Origin of the sequence: Pseudoxanthomonas sp. UC19_8, from assembly GCF_042700505.1 — a bacterium.
Lineage (GTDB): Bacteria > Pseudomonadota > Gammaproteobacteria > Xanthomonadales > Xanthomonadaceae > Pseudoxanthomonas_A > Pseudoxanthomonas_A winnipegensis.
The window spans coordinates 1,155,100-1,181,895 of record NZ_CP170559.1 but is presented as its reverse complement, the minus strand read 5'-3'; the positions used below and the strand labels follow the sequence as shown (position 1 = coordinate 1,181,895).

The following is a 26,796-nucleotide window of genomic DNA, read 5'->3' as shown; positions in this document are numbered from 1 at the left end:
GCGATCGCAAGCGATCAGCACATCACGCGACATGGCCCAGAAAAATTCAAACCCTTTGTAGAGCGGAGCTTGCTCCGCTGCCCTTCGGTCAGATCGCCTGGAATGCTCCAGCGGAGCAAGCTCCGCTCTACAGGGCAGGGTCATGGCGCCAGCGATAGGTCGTTGCCATATCGGCACCAGGCATGTGGATACTCACCCAAACCCCCAGCCAATCCACGTCGCACAGGATTCCCGAGGATGTAGCGCGCCTGCGTCAGCAGATCCTCGTCACCGCGCATCTGCCGGTCGTAGAACCCTGGTTGCCAGAATGCACCGCGTGTTCCGCACGCGATATTGATGTCACGCGCAGCCTGCGACTTCAATCGCTGCACCACACGGCTCAAGCTCTCGGCCCGCAATTCGAACAGCCAGTGCACGTGATCCGGCATAACGACCCGGGCAATGGAGTCGCTATCGCCGGACGCATCCGACCCACGCAATTCAGAAGCCATCGCTTGCGCGGCGACCAGATTGGCGAAGAGGGGACGACGCAGAAGCGTCACCGTCGTCACCGCGTAGACAGCGCCGATCACCGAGTACCGTCCAATGTGTAGCGCAGGGCTTGCCATGCCCGCAGCCTGAGCGGCGCGCCTCGCGCAATGCATCAGGCGCTCGCCCGATATCGCATCGGAAAAATCGCAACCCACCGTAGAGCGGAGCTTGCTCCGCTGCCTTTCGTTCGGGTCGCCGGAACCGTAGAGCGGAGCTTGCTCCGCTGCCCTTCGGTCGGGTCGCCGGAACCGTAGAGCGGAGCTTGCTCCGCTGCCCTTCGGTCGGATCGCCGGAACCGTAGAGCGGAGCTTGCTCCGCTGCTCTTCGGTCGGGTCGCCGGAACCGTAGAGCGGAGCTTGCTCCGCTGCCCTTCGGTCGGGTCGCCGGGGCCGGTCTAGCGGAGCAAGCTCCGCTCTACAAGATGGACGCCACGGGCCAAAGCAGGACATCCCGCGGATGCGGGGCGTCTTCTTCGATCATGCCGATCGAAGAGGCCGGGGATGACGCGACGGCTCAGTACACCAGCGTCTGGATCGCGTGCGCGGGGATCTCCACCTGGGTGGATGCCTCGCCGACATAGAAGTTGTAGGTGATCGCCTGGTCGCTGCCATTCATCACCACGGTCGCCAGCCGGTTGTCCAGGTTGAGAAAGGCCGTGGTCATCAGATTGCTGCGGCTGCTGGCGGCACTCACGCGCTGCGCCTGCGGGCGGATGAACTTGGAGAAATGGCCGATGTACCAGTACGGCGGGGTGTAGATCAGCGCGCCGGTGCGCGTGTCGGCCTGCAGCGGCGCGAAGCAATAGTTGCCCACGTGGTTGGGGCCACCATGCTCGTCCAGCAGGATGTTCCAGTCGGTCCAGGCCACCGCACCGCCGTTGAAGTCGTGGATCATCGAGGCGCCATAGCGCTCACCGTGGGCCCAGTCCTGGATACGGTCGAAGTCGAACTTCTCGATCGAGGCCTCGGTCAGCAGCAGCGGCTTGTCCGGATAGGCGCGCGAGACGGAGGCCACGTTGTCGTACATCGGGTCGAAGCCAGCCCAGGTCTCGTACCAGTGGAAGCCCATGCCCCAGGCGTACTTGGCCGCCTCCGGGTCGTCGAACAGCACGTTGGCGCGGTGGACCATCATGTCGCGGTTGTGGTCCCACACGATGATCTTCTTGTCGCCGTAGCCGGCCTTGGCCATGGTCGGGCCGAGGTGGTCCTTGAGGAAGTCGCGCTCCTGCTCGGCCGAGAACTGCATCGACTCCCAGATCTGGACCGCCATCGGCTCGTTCTGGATGCTGATGCCCCAGATCGGGATACCTTCCTTCTCGTAGGCCGCGATGAACTTGGTGTAGTAGTTGGCCCAAGGCGTCGGCGTACTCCGGCAGCAGGTGGCCGCCCTTGAGCATGCTCTTGTTGTCCTTCATGAAGGCCGGCGCGCTCCAGGGGCTTGCGAACATCGGCAGCGTGCCGCCGGCCGCGGCGATCGCCTGCTTGATCATCGGGATGCGGTACTTGCGATCGTGCGCGATGGAGAAGGTTTTGAGGTCCTTGTCGCCTTCCTTGATGTAGGTGTAGCTGGCGCTGGAGAAGTCCGAGCTGTGGATGGTGGTGCGGGCCCAGCTGTAGCCGATGCCGGCGTCCGGGTCGTAATAGGCCTTCATGAATTCGGCCTGCTTGGCCTTGCTCAGCTTGGCGTAGGTCTCGGCAGCGGCATCGGTGATCGCCCCGCCCACGCCCATCACGGTCTGGAAGCGCCGGGTCGGGTCGACGAAGATCGAGTTCTCGCGCTCGGTGAGGGCGTGGCCGGGCTGCAGGGCGGCCACCTCGCTGCGCACCATCTGCGCGGGCGCGCCCGAGGCCGAGGTGTAGACCGTCACCGCGCCGCCGCTCGGCGTGTAGGCCGCGCTCGTGACCTCCGCCCCCTGCGCACTGGCCGCCGCCAGCAGCGCGCCCATCAGCGACACCCGCATCGTCTGTTTCATCGTGCCCTCCCAGGCGAATCGAAATCCCGGCAAGCATACGCGTCCCGGCCGGCGCGCCCTTCATCGAGCGCGCTCTTGGCGGTGCGCTCACTTGCGCGGGCGCAGCATCGCCTCACCCACTACAAGGACTTCCACCATGAGCACCCCTGCCCGCTCCGACCAGCTGATCGGCGACGATGTGGTCCGCACCCTGGCGCAGCAGCCGGACATCGAGGCCGGCGAGATCCTGGTCGAAATCCAGGACGGCCAGGTCACGCTGACCGGCAACGTGCCCGAGCGCGACATGAAGCAGCGCGCCGTGGCCTGTGTGCGCCAGATCGAGGGCGTGGTCGGCGTGCGCGACCTGATCCGCTACGACGACGGCAGCGCGTCCTTCGGACCGCCGGGCCAGGCCGTGCGCGATGGGGACCATGAAGGGGGTCCGGGATCGGCCGCGGAGGCTGATCTGCGTGAGGATGGCTGATAGATCCGGACACACCTCTAGATCCGGACATACCTCGCAAAAGTGACCTTCGCCCGATCCAGGGAGCAGTGCGTCTGAGGGCTGGGACTTCGGTAGGGGCACGTCAGGTCATAGGGCTTCGGTTTGCGGGGGTGTTCGAACCCCTGCCTCGCGCACACCACAATCAGTGACAGGAAACTATCGACTTGAGGCCCCCTCCCTTTCGCCATAGGCGAAGGGGAGGGCTGGGGAGGGGTCGAGGCTTTACCGGGAAAGCTACCGAAGCAAAAGCAAAAGCACCCCACCCCGGCCCTCCCCTTCGCCTGCGGCGAAAGGGAGGGGGCAGAGCGCTGCTTGAGGCCTTCAAGTTCGAAGAAGTCCTGATCCATCCGCCGCAGCGCCTCGACACGGCCGGGCACGCGAAGAGCGGGCCTTGGATGGCCCGCGGCGGCGAGTCCGCCATGGAGGTCGGACCGAGCCGAGGAGCCGTGCCCGCCCGGGTCGAGGCCGCTTGCCGAAGTAGCGCTTACCGACACAAGCGGCGTGGCGCACATTTACGCGCTTCAACAAGTGGTCCGCATCCCCGCACACCAGCGAGGGACAAAAAGAAGCCCCGCATCGCGGGGCTTCTTCCTGCCTGCACGCCTCAATCCCTGGCATGCCTCAGACAGTGCTTACTTCTGCTGCTTCAACCACGCCACCACCTGCGGACGGCGTTCGGCCTGCAGCTTGACCCGGGTCTGGATGCTGGTCATCACCGTCTCGGCCGCGCGGCGCGAGGTCGGGGCGATGTACTTGTCGGCATAGGCCTTGATCTTGTCCACCATCTTCAGGTCGTCCGCGCTGCTGCCCAGGCCCGGGTAGTAGCGCGCCCGCGAGGTCGAATCGACCAGCGTGTCGACCTTCTCGCGGTGGGCCACGGCGAAGTCGAACGCCAGGTCGGCATGCTCCTGGGACACCGCGCCGATCATGCTGGCGGCGTTGGTCGCCCCCGGCTCATCGGTCAGCGCCATGTCCAGCGCACGCTGGGCCAGCGCCGGGTCCTTGGCGTAGGCCAGCAGCGAGTAGTACTGGTCGCGCACCATGGACGAGGTCTCCTGCTTGGCCATCGCGTGCAGCGTGTCCCAGGTGGCCGCGTCGGCGTTGCGCGCGACGATGCCCAGCACGGTGCGGCGCAGATCCGGCGAGAGCGACTTCGGGTCGGCCTGGAAGGCCGCGAAGCGGCGGCGCGCCTCGGCGATCACCTGCGCATCGCCCATGTTGCTAAGCACGCCGATCAGGCTCGAACGCAGCTGCTTGACCCGCGCCGGATCGCCCGCGCGGTTGTCCCAGCCCAGCTGCTGGAACTTGGGAGACAGGCGGGCGATGGCGTACTTGCGCCACGCCGCCTGCTGCTTGGCATCGCCATCGAACAGCCCGTCGACGCCGCCCAGCACGCCGGCCACCTGCAGCCACAGGTCCGGCGAGGCATCCAGCGGCACCTTGGCGGTCAGGTCCAGCTGGTCGGCGACCGGCTGCAGGCCGACGCTGGACAGCGCGCCGGCGTCCATGATCACGCCCAGCTGGTCCACCACCGGCAGCGTGGAGAACTTGGCGCTGAGCGCCTGGAACATCGCCGGCGCATACAGCGTGCGGTAGTAGCCCTTCTGCCCGGCGTTGATCACCACCGGCTGCTGGCAGCCCGGCAGCGTCACGCGGGCGCTGCCGTCCTGCACCAGCACGCGCGTTTCCTTGCCGTCGGCGCCGCGCAGGGTCACCGGCACGTTCCAGCGCAGCGGCGTCTTGTTGGGGCGGTCCAGCGTGAATTCGCCCTGCTCCAGCGTCACCGTGGTGCTGTTGCTGGCGCAGACCGCATTGGCCTTGATCAGCGGCACGCCCGGCTGCAGGGTGAAGTCGTGCGCGACCTGGGTGAAGTTCTTGCCCGGCGCGGCCTTGTCGACCTCGCTCCACAGCTCGTCGGTGACCGCGTTGCCGTGCGCGTGGGCCTTGATGTAGCTGCGCACGCCGGCACGCCAGTTGTCCGAGCCGACGTAGTCCTCCAGCATGCCGATCACCGCAGAGCCCTTGCCGTAGGTGATGCCGTCGAAGGCCTGGCTGGCCTGCTCGACCGTGGCCACGTGCTGCACCACCGGATGGGTGGTGGCGTAGGCGTCGCGGCCCATCGCGCCGCGGCTGGTGTAGGCCGCCTCGGTCTTGTCGATGTCCCATTCCGGATGCAGCTTGGCCGTGGTGCGGCCCTCCATCCAGGTGGCGAAGCCCTCGTTGAGCCACAGGTCGTCCCACCACGCCATGGTCACCAGGTCGCCGAACCACTGGTGGGCGATCTCGTGCGCGGCGGTGGTGAACACGCGCTGCTCATCGTTGACGTTGGACACGGCCGGGTCCAGCAGCAGCGAGTACTCGAAGGTGAAGATCGCGCCCCAGTTCTCCATCGCACTGAAGAACTGGCTCTGGCCGGGCGCGGCGATGTTGTCCAGCTTGGGCAGCGGATAGTCCACGCCGAAGTAGGCGTTGTATTCCTTCAGCACATCGCGCCCGGACTCCAGCGCGAACTTGGCCTGGTCCACCTTGCCCTTCTGCGCGATCACGCCGATTTCGGTGCCGTTGGGCCCCGCCAGCGTGGCGCGCTCGAAGTCGCCCAGGCCGAAGAACAGCAGATAGGTCGACATCTTCGGCGTGGTGGCGAACACCACCTGCTTCATGCCGTTGCCGGCGTCCCTGGACGAGGCGATCGGCATGTTGCTCACCGCCATCTGCGCGGCCGGCACGGTCACGCTGAGGTCGAAGGTCGCCTTGAAGTCCGGCTCGTCCCAGGACGGGATGAAGCGGCGCGCATCGGAATTCTCGAACTGCGTGTACAGCGAGCGCTTCTGGCCATCGGCGGTGGCGTAATCCAGCGCGAACAGGCCATTGGCCTGGGTGTTGATGATGCCGCTGTAGTCGATGGACAGCACGTACTTGCCCGGCGCCAGCGTCTTGTCAAAGGCGAAGCTCGCCGTCTGCGCATCGGCATCGGTGCTGACCTTGGCGGTGAGCGGCTTGCCCTTGCCCGCGCTGAGCGTGCTGGTGCCGAAAGTCAGGTTGGCCGCCTGCAGCACCAGGGTCTGGGTCGGCTGCAGCACCTGCACATCGATCCTGACCTTGCCGTCGAAGCTCATCTTGTCCGCGTGCGGGATGATCTGCACCGCGTAGTGGCTGGGGCGCGCGGTGCGCGGCAGCTGCGTGGTCACCTGCGCGGCGCTGTCGGCGACCTGCGCGGCGGGAGTGGCCGGGGTGGACTGGGCCGACGCCGCCAGGCTCGTGCCGGCCAGGGCCAGCGTGATGGCGGTCACCAGGGTCTTGCGCATGCGGATTCCTTGAAGTGGCTGGCGCGTCCCCGCGCCGAAGCCGCGGATGATCCTCTCCCCCTACCCGGCCCGGCGCCCCCCGAAAGTCATGTCGGTTTTGTCAGGTAGCCCCTCAAGCGTGAAGACCGCGCTACCGCGTGTCGCGAAGGCGCTCGGCCATCGGATCGAGCGGGCGGCGCATTCCATATTCCGGAATACGGAACATTGACCATAACCCGTTGTTTTGCATGACCAGGCCCGCCAGACAGCCCATCGCCAGCTGCCCATCCCGGCTGACTTCGCGCCATCTATGGTCACCTCCCCCCAACCCCCACGTCGTCATCCCCGCGAAAGCGGGGATCCAGGGGACCTTTCCAACCGACCGCAACAAAAGCGGAGCCTCGCTACCCTGCCCGATGCCCCTTGAAGCTCAGTGCATCCACCCGCGTTCGTCAGCCTGCACCGCCGGCCCCACCGCGTAGATCGCCTGTTCCTCGCGCACGCGAGCCGACAACGCGGCACGCAGCGGCTGACGCTCGACCTGCCCCAGCAACGCACGCACCTCATCGACCGCAGCGCAAAGCGTCTCGCCCACTTCCGGCGGCGCATGCCCTACCCGCCCGGTCGCATCGCCCACCGCCACCACCCTCGCATGCGCCGAAGCGGTCTCGACCAGCAGGTTGAGCCGGTCGAGTTGTGCCAGCGTAACGCGGAAGGCTGCGCACCCTGCATCTGTCGCCCCATCACCATCGATATCGGGCAGGCCCTCAGCCGCATCCCCAGGGCCCTGCGCCGGCCACGACAGCGCCTCCAGCACCTGCCCCACCTGATCGGCCAACAGCTCCAGGCAGAACGCCACCTCGCCCATGCGCACCCCACGCCCAGCCGCGTCCTCCTCCGCCTGCGTGCGCGGCGCCAAAAGCCGTGCCAGAAACCTGACGTGATCGCTCAAGCGCGCCAACCGCACCTGGCCCTCCACCGGCAGGAAATAGCCGGGGCCTTCTTCATCGTCCAAACGGTCGTACGACATCGGTGCCTCCTCGTTCCATGAAGGGAGCCGCCCGCCGAGAATGGCGGACGGGAAGTCGGGAGGCTCGAAACCGCAGACAGCCGGCGGGCTTATTCCCCTTGCGGGTGTTGTATTCACCGCCCTCCCGACGCAGGCATCGCGTCGGTTGCGCCTGCAGAACATCCAGGCACAAAAAACCCACCGGTTTATCGGAGGTGGGTACCGCTGTCTGCGGAGTTTCGAGGCTCCGTGCAGCAAGACTGCTACTGAAAAATCCCGACGTCAAGCATGGATATCGAGCCCTGCTGCGAGCAGGGGAAACGCATAATTAGCCAACGGCAACGAGGCTTCCTCATCAGAACTCAAACGATCCGTTGCCATCAGCCCGTACCCAGAACGCCACAGATTCATTTGAACAAGAAAGCTGCCTGTGGCTTCGTCACCGCACTGTTACCCGTCGGGACAAGTCCATGATCGCGCATCCAGCCAAGCCACTTACCTAAGATGTCCGGTGTGAAGCGCTCCTTCGCCTCATGCCAGTTGCCGCGAAACTCATTGATCAACCACTCGTCATTGGGATGGAGCCCCTCAGCAAGCGCATCGTTCCAGACTGCGTACAGCGTTGCGACGGCCTCCAGATCGTCCGTCTTACGCCCTTCGAATAGCGCGATAAGACGATCCAACTCCTTCCGACCAGCGCCGAGTGCAGCAGCCGCCATTTCGACAGAGCGATTGATGTTCGCCCCGATGTGATAGGCGACCTTTTCCTGCCCAGATTTGAGCACCTCGACTGAGGTCGTATACAGCCCTTTCTGAGCGGCACGCTCCTCCACCCGGTAAATCGACGTATCGAGTGGGCCAGCAGCATGGCGACGATATCCATCCATCAAGCGCAAGCCCAGATGAGAATCCGCCAAGAACAGCAACTTCATATGCGCAACACGGCCAAAGGTGCGTTGTAGCGCGAGCTTTGAGATCAGATAAGCACTGAAGTCGACAATCTCAGCCCTCGACTCCTTCTCACCATTCAAAGCTTGGCCAACCAATGCATTAGCCAGATTCCCATGCACTTGGCGGGCCTCGCCGAGGCGAGCTTTGAGTTGGTCGCAGAGTGCCATCAGTTGATCAACCTTGGCGACGATGCGGTGTTGTTCGGCTAGCGGCGGCAACGGAAACGCACATGCCCGAAGTTGGGTCATGTTGATGGAAGCAAGATTTGTGGTCTGTTTTGACGAGCCAGCGAAATACTCTCTTGCTGAGGCAGAGTTCAGATACATCTCAGCCCAGCGAGGCTCCCAATCTGCTGTAACTGCACGCGCCCGGAATACATGATTTTGATGGAGACATTCAGGCAGCTCATCTCGCCACGTTGCTGTACGTCCGACCTTGTCCCAATCACCACCTTCAGTAATCAGCAGATCGCCGCGCTGAAGTAGGTACTTCTCAACTTCGTCTTCCGGTACTTCGACTTCCTTGATGTGATCCATCGTCAAGCGACCCCGCTGGACATTCGCCACGCGGAGATAGGGCTTAGACACTAGCTTGCGACCGGCAAGCTGTCGCCCAAGGGTTACGCCGCCCGTTACATGCAGAACATCATCAATAGTTCGCCACTCCCAGCCATCAGGAACTTCGAATGGTGGCTCCGGGCGCGATTCTGTAGCGAAATCCTTTTGTTTACGGGCCTTTGATTCAGCCAGGTAGCGCTGCTTCTCAGCATGAATTCGATGTACAAGCGCGCTGGCCGGTTTATCGCTAGGATCTTGCTGCACCAGCTTGCCCATCACCGCCAGTTGCAGCAGGGCTTGCTTGAGGGCGTCGATGCTGGATTCGGTGGTGAACAGGGTATGGAAGTGTTCGGCCAGGCGCTGCCAGCTTTGCTCAAAGTCTTCGACATCACTAGCCTGGGTCAGGCCGCCCAGCAGCGCCTGCACCAGTTTGGCGTGGGCGCTATCGGCATCGGCCTGCCGGGCTTCCAGACGGTCGCACAGTGCCATCAGCTCATCGACTTTGGCGACGATGCGATGCTGCTCGGCGAGCGGGGGAAGTGGAAAAAAGGCTTGCCTACCGTCTTCGGTTCCTAGCCTAGGCATTTTCATACCGTAGCTCCGAGCATTCACATAGCTGAGAAAGTACGGACTTTTCAGCGCTACCATGAAGTAGTGAGCTACAAAAGGACCGTAGCATCTGAAAGGAAGAATCTCAGTTGTGCAGAATCCGTCCTCGTCAGCCACCAGAACCTTATTGAGATATGGGCGAAGTTTTCCATAGAGGACATCGCCTTTAGTAAAACTGTTCTTGTCACTGAGTGAGTTGCGCTCTTTAAGACAAGCTTTCTGCAAAAGTTTTGATGTGTCTTTTTCGATATCCTCCAGATCGAGTACCCAGGCATCCTCTGGAATTTCTCCTTTTTTGATAGTGATACCAAAGTTGGTGATTTCGCCAAGACGAGCCCACTCCCAGGTCACCGGAATTTCAAACGGCACCCCGTCCGCGTTTATATCAGCGAGCGGCTTTTGCTTCTTAATCTTCCCCTCCGCCACCAACCGCGCCTTCTCCTCGGCAATCCGCTTTAGCAACCTACTGGCCGGCTCGTCACTTGGGTCTTGCGGCACCAGCTTGCCGCGTACCGCCAGCTCCAGAATCAGCTCGCGCAGCTTCTTGATGCCATTGGGCGCACCCGCAAGCAGCGGAAGATTGTCGGTCAGCAGCGCCGTCATACCCGGCGCTCCAGCGCTTCGGCCAGCACAGCTTTGAGCTGGTCGCGCAGCTCGCCAATCCCGCCTTGCAGAGCGGCATAGCTGCGCAACAGCTCGTCCGGGTCGTGACTTATCTGCTCGCCGACGTGAGGGTTCTTGCTGTCGAGGTTCCAGTTGCGGCTTTGCAGCTCGTCGAAGCTGACCTTCCAGGCGAACTCGTTTTCCACCCGCGTGGCAAAGCCATCTGCCTCGCTGCCCCACCAAGCCTCCTCGATAGCAAACTCCTCGACGCGCATGGGCTTGGTCTTGGAATAACTCTTGTAGCCGGCCGGGTACTGGTGCTCATAGAACCACACGACCCTGGTGGGCGTGCCCTTGGTGAAGAACAGCAGGTTGGTCTTGATGCCGGTATAGGGGTTGAACACGCCGTTGGGCAGGCGCACGATGGTGTGCAGGTTGCACTCGCTGAGCAGCTTTTCCTTGATGCGGCTCTTAATGCCTTCACCGAAGAGGAAGCCATCTGGCAGCACCACGGCGGCGCGGCCACCGTCCTTGAGCAGGTGCATGATCAGCACCAGGAACAGATCGGCGGTTTCCCGGGTGCGGAAGGCGGTGGGGAAGTTGGTTTCGATGCCGTCTTCTTCCATTCCGCCGAACGGCGGGTTGGCGACGATGCACTCGACCCGCTCGCCCGGCCCCCAGTTGATCAAGGGGCGAGCCAGGGTGTTGTCGTGCTTGATCTGGCTGGGCACCTCGATGCCGTGCAGCACCATGTTGGTGGTAGCCAGCAGGTGCGGCAGCGGCTTCTTTTCCACGCCGAAGATGCTGGCCTGCAGGATTGCCTCGTCCTCGGCGGTGCGCACATAACGCTGGCGTTTGTGCTCGATGGCGCAGGTGAGGAAACCACCGGTGCCACAGGCAGGGTCCATCACCTTTTCATGCAGCTTGGGATCGACCATGCGCACCATGAACTCGGTAACCGGGCGCGGCGTGTAGAACTCGCCTGCGTTGCCGGCGCTCTGCAGGTCGCGCAGCAGCTGCTCGTACATGTCGCCGAAGGCATGGCGCTCCTGCGCCTTGTTGAAGTCCACGCCACTCTGCATCTTGTTGAGCACCTGGCGGATCAGTTGCCCGGACTTCATGTAGTTGTAGGCGTCCTGGAACACATTACGCACGACAAAGCCCAGCGGCTTGCTGTGGCGCGGTTTCAGGTCGCGCAGCCCGGGAAACAGCTCGATATCGATGAAAGTTTTCAGCTCCTCTCCGGTGATCCCTTCCGGATCAGCTGCCCAGTTGCGCCAACGCAGGCGCTGCGGCAACGGCGAACGGTAGTCCTCGTGGATGAGCTCCCATTCCTGCTCTCGGTCATCGAGGATCTTGAGGAACGACATCCACACCAGCTGGCCGATGCGCTGGGCGTCTCCGTCGACGCCGGAGTCCTTGCGCATGATGTCCTGGATGGATTTGATGGTACTGCTGATCGACATCGTGTTACCTGTTGAATGATGCAAGTGCGTCCAGCCGCGTGAAGATCAACTCCTCGCGCTGGCGGTTGTTGTTGGAAGTGGCCTGAACGGCATAGCTGAAGTCGCGGTGGCGCAGGAGTTCGGCGATCCCCTGGGCGATATCCAACTGCAACGCCGTGGACGCCTGCGCGACCTCATCGCACAGGCTGGCGCGGCCATCCACGACATTGAGGATGTCCTCGATATCCCGGCTGGCCAATGGATCGCGGTTGCCGCGGCCCCGGTAGGCCTCCAGCTTGGTGCCCAGAAAGTAGGGTGGAGTGACCACGCGGATCGTCACACCTGTCGGCAGCGCGTGATCGTACGCCTCACGCAGCGCATCGGCGTACCAACGATTGCTGAATCCGAGGACGGCAGCGTCGTCGGGCATGAAATCGACGATCAGCTCACTGGGATGCTGATCGCGCAGGCGGGTGCGGCAGACGACGTCGTCGTTGGGCGAGGTGCGAAAGCCCTTACCCGCCAGCACCTGCTGCAGGCGGTACCAACTACCCAAGCCCATGACGTGCACGATCAGGTCGACGTCTTCGGTAAAGCGGACAGCTTCCCGGCTTACCGAGTCTGTCATCAGCAGACCGGTGGTGCAGCCTCCGACGAAGGCGACTTCCGGCAGCAGATCCGGCCCAAGCGCTTTAGCCACGCGTGCCAGCATGTGCTGTTGGATATCCCAGTTTCCAGGCGCGCCCATTACGGTACCTCCCGCAGATATTGGGTCAGCACACTGCCGGCAAGCGCCGACTCACGCTCACGCCCCAGCCTTATCGCATCCACCAATGCCAGCATGGCGTACAGCTCCGCATCGCGACGGACGGCACGCGGCACACTTTTGTACAGGGGCTCCACGCGCTGACCCTGTTCGCTGCCGTAGCCGTCCTCCCAGACGTAGATGTGTTCGCCCGCGGACAACAAACGATCGGCCAGTACCGGCGCGGCGTGTGCCGTGGGAATGCCTCGGACAATCGGGCCTGGGCGCGCCGGGAACACATACTTCAGCCCGTTCATCACAAAGCCCAGCAAGGCGCGCGTGTTGACGCGCGGGATTCCACTGCCACGCTCGGGTAGGACCAATCCCACGTCGGCGCAACGCCGGAGCGCCTGACTGACTTCCGATTTGCTGATGCCGGTGGATTCCTCAAGGCCACGCACGGAGAACGCGTCTTCGGCCAGGCCGGTCGCCCTCTCATCCTCCTGAGCTGACGACATGGCCCAGCCGCGCCAGTCATCGGGAATGCCGAGCGCGGCTTTCTCGCCGCGCACAGGGACCGATTGCTGGCGCTCAAGGCTGACCAGTTTCAGCAGGAGCAGAATGTCTTGACTTTTCATGAGTAACGGAAATGGACCGTCCCTCGTCCTGAAACAAAGGACAAGAATACTATGGAAAGCAGCTCAGGCAACGTCCGCGCTGCTGTATAGCTGGCTTTCCAGCTCCAGGATGGCCTGTTGGTAATCCGTCTTGCCGCCAAAGGCGGCCACAAGTTCGACCGGTGCTCCAAGGGTACGGAATGGGTCGAGCTGCAGGATCCTGATGTCCTCGATGTGCTCCACCCCAGTGTCGGCGTACTTGTCCAACAAGCCTTCGAGTACCTGCCGCGCCTTGCCCTGATACTTGGCGAAGTAATTGCGCTTGCGCACACCCTCCGCCCGCTCCCTGCGCGACAGCGGCGGTTGATCGAAGGCCACGTGACAGATCAGATCGAACGGATCAAGTGGCTGGCCGAGCTTCTTCTCGACCTCGCCGGCCAGCTCCTCCCATAACACGCCCTGGCTAGCCAGCTCGTCGATGATGGCCTTCTTCTGCTGGGCATCACTCCAGCGCCGCAGGAAGTCATCGAGCGATGCGAACTGGCGCAGGACGCGTTGGCGGGTGTAGTCGCGCAGCGACTCGGTGATGAGCTTGCCATCGGATCCGTAATACAGGACGCGCTCGGCCACGACCGATACCGATAGTTTGTCGATGACGTATTTGATGCGCTTCGGCCCATCCTCACCTCCGATGGTGACGTCATCACCGCCATCTGGAGGATCGCCGATCACACCGCCGTCGCCACCCTCGCCGCCTCCGATCTCAGGCGGTACAGGACTGTCGTTGGGCGAGGGGTTGTAGATCACCTCCGGGTCTCCATCGAATGATGGATCAGCGAACAGTTCGGTCGCCTTCTTGAAATCCATGATGGTGAACCAATACTTGCCGTAGTCTTCATTGATGCGCGTCCCGCGACCGATGATCTGCTTGAACTCGGTCATCGACCTGATGTGCTGGTCCAGCACGATGAGCTTGCAGGTTTGCGCGTCAACCCCGGTTGTCATCAGCTTGCTGGTGGTCGCGATGACGGGGTAGCGCATTTCCGGACTGATGAAATTGTCGAGCTCGGCCTTTCCCTCATTGTCATCGCCGGTGATGCGCATGATGTACTTCCGATTTTCCGCGACGCGCTGCGGATTGAGATTCACCAAGGCTTGGCGCATACGCTCGGCATGATCGATGTCGTCACAGAAGACAATGGTCTTCTGGAATGGACCGGTGGCAGTTAGGAATTCGGTGACTTTCTGCGCGACCAGATATGTCCGCGCTTCGACCACAAGATGGCGATCCATATCCCGCAGGTTGTAGATGCGATCTTCGATCAACTCGCCGTTTTTGTCGCGCATCCCTTTGGGTGGCCGCCAGCCCTGCAGATCGACATCGAAGTCAATGCGAACCACTTTGTACGGTGCCAGGAAGCCGTCTTCGATGCCCTGCTTCAGCGTGTAGCTGTAGACGGGCTCTCCAAAGTAAGTACTGCTGGAGACCTCCTTGGTCTCCTTTGGCGTCGCGGTCAGACCGATATGCGTGGCACCAGAGAAGTACTCCAGGATCTCCCGCCACGCAGAATCCTCGGCCGCGCTGCCCCGATGGCATTCGTCGATGACGACAAGGTCAAAGAACTCCCGAGAGAACTGCTTGTAGATGTTCTTGACGTCCTCTACGCCGGTCACCGCCTGGTACAGGGATAGGTAGATTTCGTAGGACGTATCAATCTGGCGCTTGGTGATCTTGGTCATCGCCGCGCCGAACGGCTTGAAATCGTTGTTCTTTGTCTGATCGACCAAGATATTGCGATCAGCCAGGAACAGGATGCGCTTCTTCTGGCGCGACTTCCAAAGCCGCCAGATGATCTGGAAAGCGGTATAGGTTTTTCCGGTTCCGGTGGCCATCACAAGCAGGATGCGGTTCTGACCATTGGCCACAGCCTCGATCGTTCGATTGATCGCATTGATCTGGTAGTAGCGCGGCGAGCGACTGCTGCCATCGTCGTAGTACGGGGACTCGACCACCTGTCGTGCGTCCTCACCAAACCCCTTCCAGAGGCAATAGCGACGCCACAGTTCCTGTGGCGAGGGAAACTGGTCCAACGTCAATTCGGTTTCGACCTTGCCGCCGGTTGCGGTTCTATCGTGGAAAAGAAATCCGTCGCCGTTGCTTGAGAACACAAACGGAACATCCAGCGCATCTGCATACCCCAGCGCCTGTTGCATGCCGGAACCAACGGCATGCCTATTGTCCTTTGCCTCGATCACGGCCAAAGGAAGATTGGCGCGGTGGTAGAGCACGAAGTCGGCACGACGCGCCAACCCTCGGCTGTGCAGCTTGCCGCGAACGACAACACGCCCCTTGGTAAAAGCGACTTCTTCGCGCACCTGGAGATCCATATCCCAGCCCGCAGTGACGATTGAAGGAATGATGAACTTCGTGCAGATATCGCGCTCGGTTAACGACGACTTGTCCATTCAATCCCTCTTATCTCCAGCTTCCCGTAATTGGCGACGCGCTCCGGGCACAGGCGCCATTTATCGATTGACTCGCCGCCTAATGATAGTCATCTTCACGCTGGTGCCTGACGGCCAGGACGGTGACCGTCGTGCTGTTCTCGATCTCGAACAACAGCACGTATCCCGCACTGCTCAAGCCCATCACAAGCTCTCGCAAGAACGGATCCGCCGTGGCCTTGCGGCAGCTCATCGGTGCGCATTCGAGGAGGGCGATGCCTTCGCGCATGGCCTGCAGGGCCCGTTCGGCAACGGAGTAGTCCCACGCCGCATGCTGCAGCAGCCAGTCGTATAAGCGCTCCAGGTCCTGCTGCGCTTCTTCCGTAAAGCGAATGGTCCATGCCATCCCGGCCTATTCCTTTCGTGCGCGATCCAAGCTTGCTTGCAGTCCGTCCAACACATCCTGCGCATCGATGTAGCGCCCTGTCTGGCGCGCCTGCTCGCGCGAAGCCAGGCCTCTGGCGATGAATTCGGCCTGGTGCCGGCGACGCCGCACCTCATCGCGCAGCGACTGCTCCATCAGGGCGGACAGACTTTCGCCCTTTTGCAGGACCGACTCGGCGGCTTCGCGCAGTTCTGGATCGACCCGCAGGGACGGCAGCGACGCGGTTTTCATCCCACACCTCATGCGTTGCAATTGCGATGCATGGTCTCAAGTGATGCGCAGGCGTTCAAGTGCTACTGGCGAAGGATCGCCCCAGATCAATGAGATAGCCGCACCACGCGGGCGGCTGAGGCTAGCTCGTATAGCCGCACCCAGGGGATCTGTCCATCGGGTATACAACGTACGGATCATGCTCTTACGCTTGAGATTGGGCCCTGGATGGTGTGATGAAGGTTCCCTGCAACGCATGTGGTGCACCGATTCTGGAAACGACGGCTGCCCGAAACGGCGGCGTGTGCCTGCCCTGCAAATCGGGCAGGCGCGCCAGCATCGAAGCCTCGAAGGCGAGCCATCAGCGGGAGCGCGAACTCGACGCGACAGATCCATCCCGAATTTATTGGCGCTCGCTGATAGCGCGTATCTACGGTGACGATGGCGGCATCGAACGCCTGTCCGACGTGGAGAAGCAGTACTGGGCGGTGGGCTGCTTGGCTGATGAGGTCTACAACGGCGGTTTTGATCAGTTCTTCTTCAACAGTTCGGGTGAACACTACGAATGGGCGGTTGTCGGCCTGGAATCCATGGGCGCGACGCATTCGCTGGAGCTCCTGAAAAAAGCGAAACAGATCCTGTTTGGCTTTGGGAGCGTTCCCGTGGATACCTGGACCCGACGTCAGCGGGTGATTCAAATGCGCCCGGACGACAGACGCCTCGACGCATTGGACGGGCGATTCTGCGCAGACCCGGATCGACTTTCCGACAGGTGCCAGGCATTCGCCTTGCACCATGGGTTGTTCCAGTCTGAAGGATCGTAAGGATCGCGGGCGTTGCATCGGCACCGAACCACTGGAACGAATTTTCTATCGCCAGAAGCACCAAGCCCCGCTTGCGCGGGGCTTGGCATGGGCAAAGGCGCTGAAAGGCCCTCACCCCCGCCCTCTGCCGCACGCGGGAGAGGGGGCACAACGTGCAATCAGGCGAACGGATCCTGCAGCACCATCGTGTGGTCGCGGTCCGGGCCGGTGGAGACGATGCTGATCGGGCAGCCGGCCAGTTCCTCCAGCGCGCGCAGGTAGGCGCGGGCGGCGGCGGGCAGCTTGTCCCACTCGGTGATGCCGTGGGTGGTCTCGTTCCAGCCGGGGAACTCCAGGTAGACCGGGGTGCAGTCTTCCCAGCCCTGCGCGTCCAGCGGGGCGTACTCGGTGCGCTTGCCGTTGTACTCGTACGCGATGCAGACCTTCAGCTTCTCCATGCCGTCGAGCACGTCCAGCTTGGTGATGCACAGGCCGGAGATGCCGTTGATGGCCACGGCGCGCTTGAGCGCGACGATGTCCATCCAGCCGCAGCGGCGCGGGCGGCCGGTGGAGGCGCCGTACTCGGCACCGCGGTCGCGGATGCCCTGGCCGATGGCGTCGTCCAGCTCGGTCGGGAACGGGCCGCCGCCCACGCGCGTGGCGTAGGCCTTGGCGATGCCCAGCACGTAGTCGATGTCCTGCGCGCCCACGCCGGTGCCGGCCAGCGCGCCGCCGATGGTGGTGTTGGAGCTGGTGACGTAAGGGTAGGTGCCGTGGTCGATGTCCAGCAGCGCGCCCTGCGCGCCCTCGAACAGCACGCGCTTGCCCTGCTTGCGCAGGTCGTGGCAGATGCCGGCCACGTCGGACTTCATCGGCTGCACGTACTCGCCGAAGGCCAGCGCCTCATCCAGGGTCTTCTGGAAGTCGACCGCCTCCACGCCCAGGTACTTGGTCAGCACGAAGTTGTGGTAGTCCAGCGCGGTGCGCAGCAGTTCTTCCAGCTGCTTGGGGTAATGCAGGTCGGCGATGCGGATGCCGCGGCGCGCCACCTTGTCTTCGTAGGCCGGGCCGATGCCGCGGCCGGTGGTGCCGATGGCCTTGCCGCCGGCGGCCTTCTCGCGGGCCTGATCCAGGGCGATGTGGTACGGCATGATCAGCGGCGCGGCCGGCGAGATCTTCAGGCGGCTACGCACTTCCACGCCGGCCGTTTCCAGCTCGTCGATCTCCTTGATCAGCGCGGCCGGGCTGATCACCACGCCGTTGCCGATCAGGCACAGCGCGTCCTGGCGCAGGATGCCGGACGGGATGAGGTGCAGCACGGTCTTCTTGCCGTTGATGACCAGGGTATGGCCGGCGTTGTGGCCGCCCTGGAAGCGCACGACGGCGCCGATCTCTTCGGTGAGCAGATCGACGATCTTGCCCTTGCCTTCATCGCCCCACTGGGCGCCCAACACCACCACTGACTGACCCATGACGGGTACTCCTGTTTTGTTGCGGCCATCGGGGCCGCGGACTTGGGCCGTGCGGTCTGGAGTGTGAGGTGCGTGTATGTCAGCCGCCATCGGGGCGGGCCGCACGCGCATCACCGCATCCAGGACACGGAAAAAGCCGGAAGGGTGTGCTTCTGGTGGGAAGCGCCCGGCCGGCTTTTGTGCATTATCCGGGTTTTGCGGGACGGGGGCCACCTTGGGTGGTGGGGATGTCGTTCAGGTTGCGAGAGGCGTGGCATTGGCTTTGCGTGCGATGGGGATGCGCTTGGTCGGGCGTTGGGCAGGATGGGCTGCCTTTCGCTGCTGCAAGTTCGCCTCTCTGGAGAAGCAAGGCTCTCGCACTGATTGGCGGTGCGGGCTAAGAGCAGCCGAGCAAGCTCGGCTCTACAAGAGCGGACGGTCACACGCGGGCGGACGGTCGGGCGCCTGCGGACGGTCGCGCGCGTTCTGTAGAGCGGAGCTTGCTCCGCTGCTTTTGCTCGCTTTCAGCGTTGGCTTCCAGAGCCCCCACAAGGGATCAAAACAAGCCCCGCTCCAACCAAAAGCACAAACCCCCAAACAAAGCGAGGCGCCCCAAGGCGCCCCGCTCCACTTCCATCAATGGATCAACAACAGCCAATCAGCGATCGGACTTCATGTACTGCAGGAACGGGTCGTTCTTGTCCAGCACGATCACCGCGTTGCCGTCGGCGAAGGACTGCCGGTAGGCCTCCAGGCTGCGGTAGAAGGCGTAGAAGCCCGGGTCGGCAGCCGACGCCTTGGCGTACAGCTGCGCGGCCTGGGCATCGCCCTCGCCGCGCAGGCGCTGGGCGTCGCGCTCGGCCTCGGCCGCGATGACCGTGGCCTGGCGGTCGGCCTCGGCGCGGATGGTGCGGGCCTGCTCCTCGCCCTCGGCGCGCAGCGCGCTGGCGACCTGCTGGCGCTGGGCGCGCATGCGGTCGTAGACCTCGCCCAGCACCTTGCTGTCCTGCGGCAGGTCGATCTGCTTGAGGCGGATGTCCACCAGCTGCATGCCCAGGTTCTTGATCGCCGCGTTGATCGACACCAGCTGCCTGGCGATGATCTCGCTGCGGTCGCCGGACACCAGCTGGGTCAGCGTGCGCGAGTTGATCTCGTTGCGCAGCGAGTTGGTCACGATCGGCGCCAGGCGCGCGTTGGCGTTGCGCTGGTCGCCGCCGGTGGCGCGGTAGTAGGCGCGCACATCGGAGATGTAGCCGATGGCGAAGAAGTCCACCGACACGTCCTTCTGCTCGGAGGTGAAGTAGCGCTCCGGCGCGGTCTCCAGGATCTGGAAGCGGCGGTCGAACACACGCGCGGTCTCCACCAGCGGCAGCTTGAAGTGCAGGCCCGGCTTGACGTCGGCGCGCACCACGCGGCCCAGGTTGAGCACCATCGCGGTCTGGTCCTCGCGCACGACGAACACCGAGCCCATCAGCGCCAGCAGGGCGGCCACGATCACGGCCACGGTCACGGAAGTCTTCATGGGCGGCCCTCCTCGCGGCCGGTGGGTCGCGGCGGGCGCAGCGGGTCGGTCGGCGTCGACGCGGCGCTGTCGCTGCCGCCCGCGCTCTGCACCGCCGGCAGCAGCGTGTCGGTCGGCAGGCGCGGCAGGGTCGAGGCCGGAGGCAGCACCTTGGCCTGGGCGTTGGCGTCCATCGGTACGTAGATCAGCTGACGGCCATCGCCGCCGACCACCTTGCGGTTATGGCCCAGCACCTGTTCGACCGTCTCCAGCCACAGGCGCTTGCGGGTGGTCTCCGGCGCGGCGGCGTACTGCTGCTGCAGCAGGCTGAAGCGGTCGGCGTCGCCCTGCGCGTTGGCGATGGCGGCCTCCTTGTAGCCTTCGGCGGCGGTGCGGGTGCGCGCGGCCTCGCCACGGGCCTCGGGCACCACGCGCGCAGCGTAGGCCTGGGCCTCGTTGACCAGGCGCTCGCGGCTCTGCTGGGCGCTGTTGACGTCGTCGAAGGCCGGCTTGACCTCGTTGGGCGGGCGCGCATTGGGCAGGGTCAGGTCGGTCACGACCATGCCGGTGTGGTAGGCGTCCAGCGCCGCCTGCAGGCGCTCCTTGGCGGCCGAGGCCAGCGGTCCACGCTTGTTGAGCACGTCCTCCAGCGAGGCGCGGCCGGCCTGCTCGCGCACCGCGCTCTGCGCGGCCTGCTGCAGCACCTGGTCGGCGTCCTGGGTGCCGTAGAGGTACTGGCGCGGGTCGTTGATCCGGTACTGCACGTTGAGGGTGACGTTGACGATGTTCTCGTCGTTGGTCAGCACGGGCATTTCCTGCAGGCCCCAGGTGCCGATGGTGGTCACCTGCACGTTGCGCACGCTTTCGATGGGCCAGGGCCACTTGAAGTTGGGGCCGGGCTGCATGATCCGCGCGAACTGGCCGAAGCGCAGCACCACGCCGCGCTCCTGCTCGCCCACCAGCTGGAAGCTGCTGAAGGCCAGCAGCAGCACGACGAACACCAGCACCCAGCGCAGCGGGCCACCGCCGCCGGCGCCGAAGAGGGCGCGCAGGCGCGCCAGGATCTGGTCCAGGCCGCCGCCCTGTCCCGGCTTCCAGGAATTGCGCCCCCCGCCCGGCCCGTTGCCGCTTCCGTTGTTTCCCGAACCGCTACCAGGGGTATTCCAGGCCATGCCAACTCCGAATTGATGAGACGCAGCGCGCCCGATGTGGCGGGGGCACGGCGCCGGCCGATTCTACCCGCTTGCCCCGGGGCTGCCCGCTGACAGGGGCGTCATGGCGACGAAGCGCCGCGATGACAAGGCCCGGCAAACCTGAACACTGCCCGCGCGGCCGGGTGCCAGACCACGCACCGCCCACGGCCGCGCTGGTACTTCTACGCCGCTCAGTCCGGAACCGCCCGATGTCGACCCCCATCGAAGACTACGCCATGCTCGGCAACTGCCGCAGCGCCGCCCTGGTGACCCGCGCCGGCTCGATCGACTGGCTCTGTCTGCCGCGGTTCGACTCCGACGCCGTCTTCGCCGCCCTGCTCGGCACGCCCGAGCACGGCCGCTGGCTGCTCTGCCCGGCCGACGAGTCCGCCCGCAGCCAGCGCAGCTATCGCGACGGCAGCCTGGTGCTGGACACGATCTTCGAGACCGACGGCGGGCAGGTGCTGGTCACCGACTTCATGGTCGCCAGCCATAACGGCGAGGTGCATAACCATCTGGTGCGCCGGGTGGAGGCGCTGCGCGGGAAGGTGCCGATGCGCACCGAGCTGGTGATGCGCTTCGGCTATGGCCTGATCGTGCCGTGGGTAACCCAGCAGGACGACGGCCTGCGCGCGGTCGCCGGCCCCGACCAGCTGCTGCTGCGCACGCCGCTGACCATCGACAGCCACGACATGGTCTCCACGGCCGAGTTCACGCTCGAACCGGGCCAGCGCACGTGGTTCGTGCTCAGCCACGGCGCCTCGCATCTGGAGCAGCCGCCGGCGCTGGAGGTGGAAGAGGCGCTGCAGACCACGCTGAGCTTCTGGGAAGACTGGTCCTCGCGCTGCGCCGATGCCGGGCCCTGGAGCGCGCAGGTCAAGCGCTCGCTGGTCGTGCTCAAGGGCCTGAGCTATCTGCCCACCGGCGCCATCGTGGCCGCGCCGACCGCCTCGCTGCCCGAGTCTCTGGGCGGTGAGCGCAACTGGGACTACCGCTACTGCTGGCTGCGCGACAGCAGCTTCACCCTGCTGGCACTGACCAACGCTGGCTATCGCGAGGAGGCCGCGGCCTTCCGCGACTGGGTCAAGCGCGCGGTGGCCGGCACCCCGGGCCAGCTGCAGGCGCTGTACGGCGTGGGCGGCGAACGGCGCCTGCCCGAGTGGGTGGCCGACTGGCTGCCCGGCTATGGCGACTCGCGCCCGGTCAACCTGGGCAACGCGGCGGCCAAGCAGTTCCAGCTGGACGTGTATGGCGAGCTGATCGGCATGCTCGAGGCCGCGCGCCTGCGCGGCATGGAGTCGGGCGAGTCCGGCATCGAACTGGAGCGCGCCTTCCTGGTCGAGCTGGAGCAGCGCTGGCACGACCCGGACGAGGGCATCTGGGAGGTGCGCTCGGGCCGTCGCCACTTCACCCATTCCAAGCTGATGGCCTGGCGCGCCTTCGACCTGGCCGCGCAGAACGAGGCCAGTTATTGCGAGGAAGATCGCGCCCGCTGGCGCGAACAGGCCACGCAGGTCCACGCCGACATCCTGGCCAACGCCCTGCATCCGGATGGCTACTTCGTGCAGAGCTACGGCGGCGAGGCGCTGGACGCGGCGCTGCTGCTGATGCCGCTGACCGGCTTCCTGCCGCCGGACGATCCGCGGCTGGTGGCCACGGTCGAGGCGATCCGCGACCGCCTCACCGTCGACGGCCTGGTCCAGCGCTATGCCACCGAGCAAGCCGGCGACGGCCTGCCCGACGGCGAAGGCACCTTCCTGGCCTGCAGCTTCTGGCTGGTCGAGGCGCTGGCGATCATCGGCCACACCGACCAGGCGCTCGAGCGTTACACCGCCTTGCTCGCGCTGTGCAACGACGTGGGCCTGCTGGCCGAGGAATACGACCCGCGCGGCCGGCGCATGCTCGGCAACTTCCCGCAGGGCTATTCGCACGTGGCCCTGGTCAACGCCGCCTATCGCCTCAACAACCTCCACGACATCCAGCGCACCAGCACGGAGATCCACGCATGAGCGACACCACCTCTCCCGGCGTCACCGCCGAAGCCCTGGCCCCGCCCTGCATCCTGGTGCTGTTCGGCGCCCGCGGCGACCTGGCCCAGCGCCTGGTGCTGCCGGCGCTGTACAACCTCAAGCGCGCCGGCCAGCTGGACGAGCGCTTCGCCATCCTGGGCTTCGACCACGGCGATGTCAGCGAGGCGGCGTGGCGCCGCAAGATCGGCGATGCGCTGCGCGCGCAGGCGGCCTCGCGCGGCGGCGAGTTCCAGGCCGAGAGCATCGATGAGGACACCTGGCGCTGGCTCTCAAAGCGCATGTTCTACCAGCGCGGCGATTTTACCTCGGCCGAGGACTACCGCCTGCTGGGCAAGCGCCTGGAGGAGATCGACCCCAAGCACGACACGCAGGGCAATGTGCTGTTCTACCTGGCCACCGCGCCGCGCTTCTTCGGCACGGCGGTGACCGAGCTGGGCCGCGCCGGGCTGGTCAAGCAGACAGAGGGCGGCCCGTGGCGCCGGGTGATCGTCGAAAAGCCCTTCGGCCATGATCTGGAGAGCGCGCGCGCGCTCAATGCGCAGATCGCCGACGTGCTCGAGGAGGACCAGGTCTTCCGCATCGACCACTTCCTGGGCAAGGAGACGGTGCAGAACATCCAGGCCTTCCGCTTCGCCAACGGCCTGTTCGAGCCGGTCTGGAACCGCGACCGCATCGACCACGTGCAGATCACCGCGGCCGAGACCATCGGCGTGGAGGGTCGCGGCAGCTTCTACGAGCCCACCGGCGCGCTGCGCGACATGGTGCCCAACCACCTGTTCCAGCTGCTGGCGATGGTGGCGATGGAGCCGCCGTCCGACTTCACCCCCAAGGCGATGCTGCGCCGACGCTCGGAGGTCATCGAAGCCGTGCGTCCGCTGGCGCCTGAGGACGTGGTGCGCGGCCAGTACGCCGCCGGCAGCGTCAACGGCAGCAACGTGCCGGGCTATCGCGAGGAAGACACCACCTCGGATACCTCCGAGACCGAGACCTATGTGGCGATGAAGCTGGCCATCGACACCTGGCGCTGGGCCGGCGTGCCGTTCTACCTGCGCACCGGCAAGCGCCTGCGCACGCGCACCACCGAAGTGGCGATCCGCTTCAAGCCCGCGCCGCTGGCGCCTTTCCGGCATACGGCCATCGGCGGCTATGGTCCTGACTGGCTGGTCCTGCATATCCAGCCGGACGAAGGCATCTCGCTGCAGTTCGACGTCAAGCGGCCGGGCTATCCGGTGGCGCTGGCGCCGGTGCGGATGGACTTCCGCTATCGCGACTGGTTCCCGCAGCAGAACACGGTGGGCTATGAGCGTCTGCTGCACGACTGCATGCGCGGCGAGGCGGCGCTGTTCCAGGACGCGACGATGGTCGATGCGGCCTGGCGCATCGTGCAGCCGGTGCTGGACGCCTGGGCGCGGCAGCCGGCGACCGAATTCCCGAACTACGTCGCCGGCAGCGAAGGGCCGACCGCCGCCGATGCGCTGCTGGCGCTGGACGGCGGACGCACCTGGCGCGCGCTCACGCCCGGGCGCACGCGTCCGCCACAGCGCGCCCGTACGCAGGCGGCCGACAAGCCCGCAGGCAAGGTTGGCAAGGCCGCTTCCGCGCCGGCGGCGAAAACCGCCAAGCCGGCGGTGAAGAAGGCACCGGCGAAACCCGCCGGACGCAAAGCCGTGAAGAAGACCGCCAAGGCGGCCGCGAAACGCGCGCCGCGTCGTTGAGACAGGCGTGAGTGGAAAGGCGTGAGGAATGAGCGAAAGCCAGCGCATCAGTTGAATCAGGCGACACCTGCTGTTCGCAGTCGCTTCTGCTCACGCCTCACGCCTCTCCGCGCATTCCCCGCTTGAACTCCACCACCATGCCCCTCCCCAAGACCCTCATCGTGATGGGCGTCTCCGCCTCCGGCAAGACCACCGTGTCCAGGCTGCTCGGCCTGGCGCTGGACTACCGAGTGCTCGACGCCGACGACCTGCATCCGCAGGCCAATATCGACAAGATGCGCCAGGGCATCGCGCTCACCGATGCCGACCGCGCGCCCTGGCTGCGTAGGGTCGCCGCCTGGATCGCCGAGCAGCGGGCGCAGGGCGTGGGCGTGGTGGTGGCCTGCTCGGCCCTCAAGCGCGCCTATCGCGACGTGCTGCGCGACGGCGACGCGCAGGCGGTGTTCGTCTGGCTGGACGTGGCGCGCCAGCAGCTCGACCAGCGCATCGCCCAGCGGCCTGGGCACTTCATGCCCGCCAGCCTGCTCGGCAGCCAGCTCGACACGCTCGAGCCCCCTGCCGCGGACGAGCGCGCGTTGCACGTGGTACCGGACGCCGTGGTCGCGCACACCGTGGACGACGTACTCGCCAAACTGAAAGCGCTGAACTAACCGCCGCGCACAAAGCCTCAACCGTCGTTCCCGCGAAAGCGGGAACCCATGGACGTTGCGCGACCTGGACGAAAGTCCCTGGATCCCCGCATTCGCGGGGATGACGACTGTTAGGTTCACAGCGCGAATCCGCGCGCAATCTTCCTATCGTCGTTCCCACGGAAGCGGGAACCCATGGACGTTGCGCGGCCTGGACGAAAGCCCCTGGAGCCACCGAGTTCGCGGGGATGACGACTGTTGGGTTCGCAGGGCGAGCCCGCGCGCGAGTCTCCCTATCGTCGTTCCCGCGGACGCGGGAACCCATGGACATTGCGCGATCTGGACGAAAGTCCCTGGATCCCCGCGTTCGCGGGGATGACGACTGTTAGGTTCACAGCGAACCTGCGCGCGAATCTCCCTACCGTCGTTCCCGCGAAAGCGGGAACCCATGGACACTGCGCGGCCTGGACGAAAGTCCCTGGATCCCCGCGTTCGCGGGGATGACGACTGTTAGGCCCACAGCGAACCTGCGCACGAATCCTCCTACCGTCGTTCCCGCGAAAGCGGGAACCCAGCGACTTTCAAGCGCGACGCGCGAGGCCGGTCACCGCTTCCCGGGAAACCAAAGCCCCCTCACCCGCCCTGATCACTCAATCCTCGGGCCAGCGAATCTCAGGCTTCTTCGGCGCGTCCTGACGCACCGCCGGCACCGCATCGACGGCCGCCCACACCTTGAGCGCGTCCACCGTGGCGGCCACATCGTGCACGCGCACCAGCATCGCGCCGCGCTGCACGGCGATCAGGTGCGCGGCCACCGAACCCGCCGTGCGCTGCGCCGGCGCCTCGCGCCCGGTCAGCTCGCCAATGCTGCGCTTGCGCGACATGCCGGCCAGCACCGGCACGCCCAGTTCGGTGAAGCGCTGCAGCTGCGCCAGCAGCGCGAGGTTGTGCGCGGTGGTCTTGCCGAAGCCGAAGCCGGGATCGACGATCAGCTGGCGCCGGTCGATGCCGCTCATCTCGGCGGCGAAGATGCGCTCGGCCAGGAAGCGATGCACCTGTCCGACCACATCGTCGTACTCCGGCGCCTCCTGCATCGACTGCGGCTCGCCCAGCATGTGCATCAGCACGACCGGCACGCGCAGCTGCGCGGCGGCCTCGAGCGCACCATCGGCGCGCAGCGCACGGATGTCGTTGATCATGCCCGCGCCCGCGGCCACCGCCGCGCGCATCACCTCGGGCTTGAAGGTGTCGATGCTGATCGGCAGCGTGGTCCGCTCGACCAGCGCCTCGATCACCGGCACCACGCGACGCAGCTCCTCCTCCACCGGCACGGCCTGCGCGCCGGGGCGCGTGGATTCGCCGCCGATGTCCAGGATGTCCGCGCCCTCCTCGGCCAGCTTCAGGCCGTGGGCCACCGCCGCCTCCAGCGTGTCGTGCGCGCCGCCGTCGGAGAACGAGTCCGGCGTGACGTTGACGATGCCCATCACCCGCGGCCGGTCCAGGCGCAGCACGCGGCCGTTGCAGTCCAGCTGAGGCGAGGTGTCGAACATGGGCGCTGCGGCGAGTC

19 protein-coding genes and 1 pseudogene are annotated in these 26,796 nt (G+C 65.0%); 5 read left to right on the top strand and 15 right to left on the bottom strand.

Annotation, left to right across the window (positions count from 1 at the left end):
* Positions 1-140: 140 nt before the first annotated feature.
* On the bottom strand, positions 141-572 hold the full coding sequence (locus ACFJIT_RS05080) for a transposase (RefSeq protein WP_379655229.1): 432 nt from the start codon (positions 570-572) through the stop codon (positions 141-143).
* A gap of 472 nt (positions 573-1,044) precedes the next feature.
* Positions 1,045-2,491 (bottom strand): annotated as a pseudogene (locus ACFJIT_RS05075) (glycoside hydrolase family 30 beta sandwich domain-containing protein).
* Positions 2,492-2,639: 148 nt separating this feature from the next.
* Between ACFJIT_RS05075 and ACFJIT_RS05070 the strand changes: the two are divergent.
* Entirely contained in the window at positions 2,640-2,966 is a 327-nt protein-coding gene (locus ACFJIT_RS05070) for a BON domain-containing protein (RefSeq protein ID WP_340648802.1), read from the top strand.
* Between the two features lie 653 nt (positions 2,967-3,619).
* Here ACFJIT_RS05070 and ACFJIT_RS05065 read toward each other — a convergent pair.
* The 9 genes from ACFJIT_RS05065 to ACFJIT_RS05025 all read right to left on the bottom strand — a co-directional run bounded on the left by ACFJIT_RS05065 (position 3,620) and on the right by ACFJIT_RS05025 (position 15,928).
* Entirely contained in the window at positions 3,620-6,292 is a 2,673-nt protein-coding gene (locus ACFJIT_RS05065) for a M1 family metallopeptidase (protein WP_379655228.1), read from the bottom strand.
* A 409-nt stretch (positions 6,293-6,701) separates the two neighbouring features.
* Positions 6,702-7,301, bottom strand: coding sequence for an XAC0095 family protein (locus tag ACFJIT_RS05060; RefSeq protein WP_379655227.1), 600 nt, complete (start codon positions 7,299-7,301; stop codon positions 6,702-6,704).
* 386 nt (positions 7,302-7,687) lie between these two features.
* On the bottom strand, positions 7,688-10,000 hold the full coding sequence (locus ACFJIT_RS05055; RefSeq protein ID WP_379655226.1) for a restriction endonuclease subunit S: 2,313 nt from the start codon (positions 9,998-10,000) through the stop codon (positions 7,688-7,690).
* Positions 9,997-11,466, bottom strand: a complete 1,470-nt coding sequence (locus ACFJIT_RS05050; RefSeq protein ID WP_379655225.1) for an N-6 DNA methylase — start codon at positions 11,464-11,466, stop codon at positions 9,997-9,999. Before ACFJIT_RS05050 ends, ACFJIT_RS05055 begins: the two co-directional genes overlap by 4 nt.
* Positions 11,467-11,470: 4 nt before the next feature.
* Positions 11,471-12,193, bottom strand: a complete 723-nt coding sequence (locus ACFJIT_RS05045; RefSeq protein ID WP_379655224.1) for a hypothetical protein — start codon at positions 12,191-12,193, stop codon at positions 11,471-11,473.
* Positions 12,193-12,828: a transcriptional regulator gene (locus ACFJIT_RS05040; RefSeq protein WP_130533374.1), complete on the bottom strand. Its 636-nt coding sequence runs from the start codon at positions 12,826-12,828 to the stop codon at positions 12,193-12,195. Before ACFJIT_RS05040 ends, ACFJIT_RS05045 begins: the two co-directional genes overlap by 1 nt.
* Before the next feature lie 63 nt (positions 12,829-12,891).
* Positions 12,892-15,273, bottom strand: a complete 2,382-nt coding sequence (gene hsdR, locus ACFJIT_RS05035; RefSeq protein WP_379655223.1) for an EcoAI/FtnUII family type I restriction enzme subunit R — start codon at positions 15,271-15,273, stop codon at positions 12,892-12,894.
* Between the two features lie 79 nt (positions 15,274-15,352).
* Positions 15,353-15,658, bottom strand: a complete 306-nt coding sequence (locus ACFJIT_RS05030) for a type II toxin-antitoxin system RelE/ParE family toxin (RefSeq protein ID WP_379655222.1) — start codon at positions 15,656-15,658, stop codon at positions 15,353-15,355.
* Positions 15,659-15,664: 6 nt separating this feature from the next.
* Positions 15,665-15,928: a YlcI/YnfO family protein gene (locus ACFJIT_RS05025; RefSeq protein ID WP_379655221.1), complete on the bottom strand. Its 264-nt coding sequence runs from the start codon at positions 15,926-15,928 to the stop codon at positions 15,665-15,667.
* A 215-nt stretch (positions 15,929-16,143) separates the two neighbouring features.
* Between ACFJIT_RS05025 and ACFJIT_RS05020 the strand changes: the two genes are divergently transcribed.
* Entirely contained in the window at positions 16,144-16,731 is a 588-nt protein-coding gene (locus ACFJIT_RS05020) for a DUF4375 domain-containing protein (RefSeq protein WP_379655220.1), read from the top strand.
* Positions 16,732-16,889: 158 nt separating this feature from the next.
* On the opposite strand, the gene ACFJIT_RS05015 is transcribed toward ACFJIT_RS05020, so the two are convergent.
* The 3 genes from ACFJIT_RS05015 to hflK all read right to left on the bottom strand — a co-directional run bounded on the left by ACFJIT_RS05015 (position 16,890) and on the right by hflK (position 20,834).
* Positions 16,890-18,182 carry an adenylosuccinate synthase gene (locus ACFJIT_RS05015; protein WP_379655219.1) on the bottom strand — a complete coding sequence of 431 codons (1,293 nt, stop codon included), beginning with the start codon at positions 18,180-18,182 and terminating at the stop codon, positions 16,890-16,892.
* A gap of 637 nt (positions 18,183-18,819) precedes the next feature.
* Positions 18,820-19,683: a protease modulator HflC gene (hflC, locus tag ACFJIT_RS05010; RefSeq protein WP_379655218.1), complete on the bottom strand. Its 864-nt coding sequence runs from the start codon at positions 19,681-19,683 to the stop codon at positions 18,820-18,822.
* Positions 19,680-20,834, bottom strand: coding sequence for an FtsH protease activity modulator HflK (gene hflK, locus ACFJIT_RS05005; protein WP_379655217.1), 1,155 nt, complete (start codon positions 20,832-20,834; stop codon positions 19,680-19,682). The genes hflC and hflK overlap by 4 nt, the downstream gene beginning before the upstream one ends.
* Before the next feature lie 230 nt (positions 20,835-21,064).
* Between hflK and ACFJIT_RS05000 the strand changes: the two genes are divergently transcribed.
* The 3 genes from ACFJIT_RS05000 (at position 21,065) to ACFJIT_RS04990 (ending at position 25,250) form a co-directional block, all read left to right on the top strand.
* The gene (locus tag ACFJIT_RS05000) at positions 21,065-22,864 is read left to right on the top strand and encodes a glycoside hydrolase family 15 protein (protein ID WP_379655216.1); all 1,800 of its coding nucleotides are present in this window, start codon (positions 21,065-21,067) and stop codon (positions 22,862-22,864) included.
* On the top strand, positions 22,861-24,600 hold the full coding sequence (zwf, locus tag ACFJIT_RS04995; RefSeq protein ID WP_379655215.1) for a glucose-6-phosphate dehydrogenase: 1,740 nt from the start codon (positions 22,861-22,863) through the stop codon (positions 24,598-24,600). Before ACFJIT_RS05000 ends, zwf begins: the two co-directional genes overlap by 4 nt.
* A 137-nt stretch (positions 24,601-24,737) precedes the next feature.
* Positions 24,738-25,250 carry a gluconokinase gene (locus ACFJIT_RS04990; RefSeq protein WP_379655214.1) on the top strand — a complete coding sequence of 171 codons (513 nt, stop codon included), beginning with the start codon at positions 24,738-24,740 and terminating at the stop codon, positions 25,248-25,250.
* 629 nt (positions 25,251-25,879) lie between these two features.
* Here the strand turns inward: ACFJIT_RS04990 and folP are convergent.
* Entirely contained in the window at positions 25,880-26,779 is a 900-nt protein-coding gene (gene folP, locus ACFJIT_RS04985) for a dihydropteroate synthase (protein WP_379655213.1), read from the bottom strand.
* Positions 26,780-26,796 lie beyond the last annotated feature (17 nt).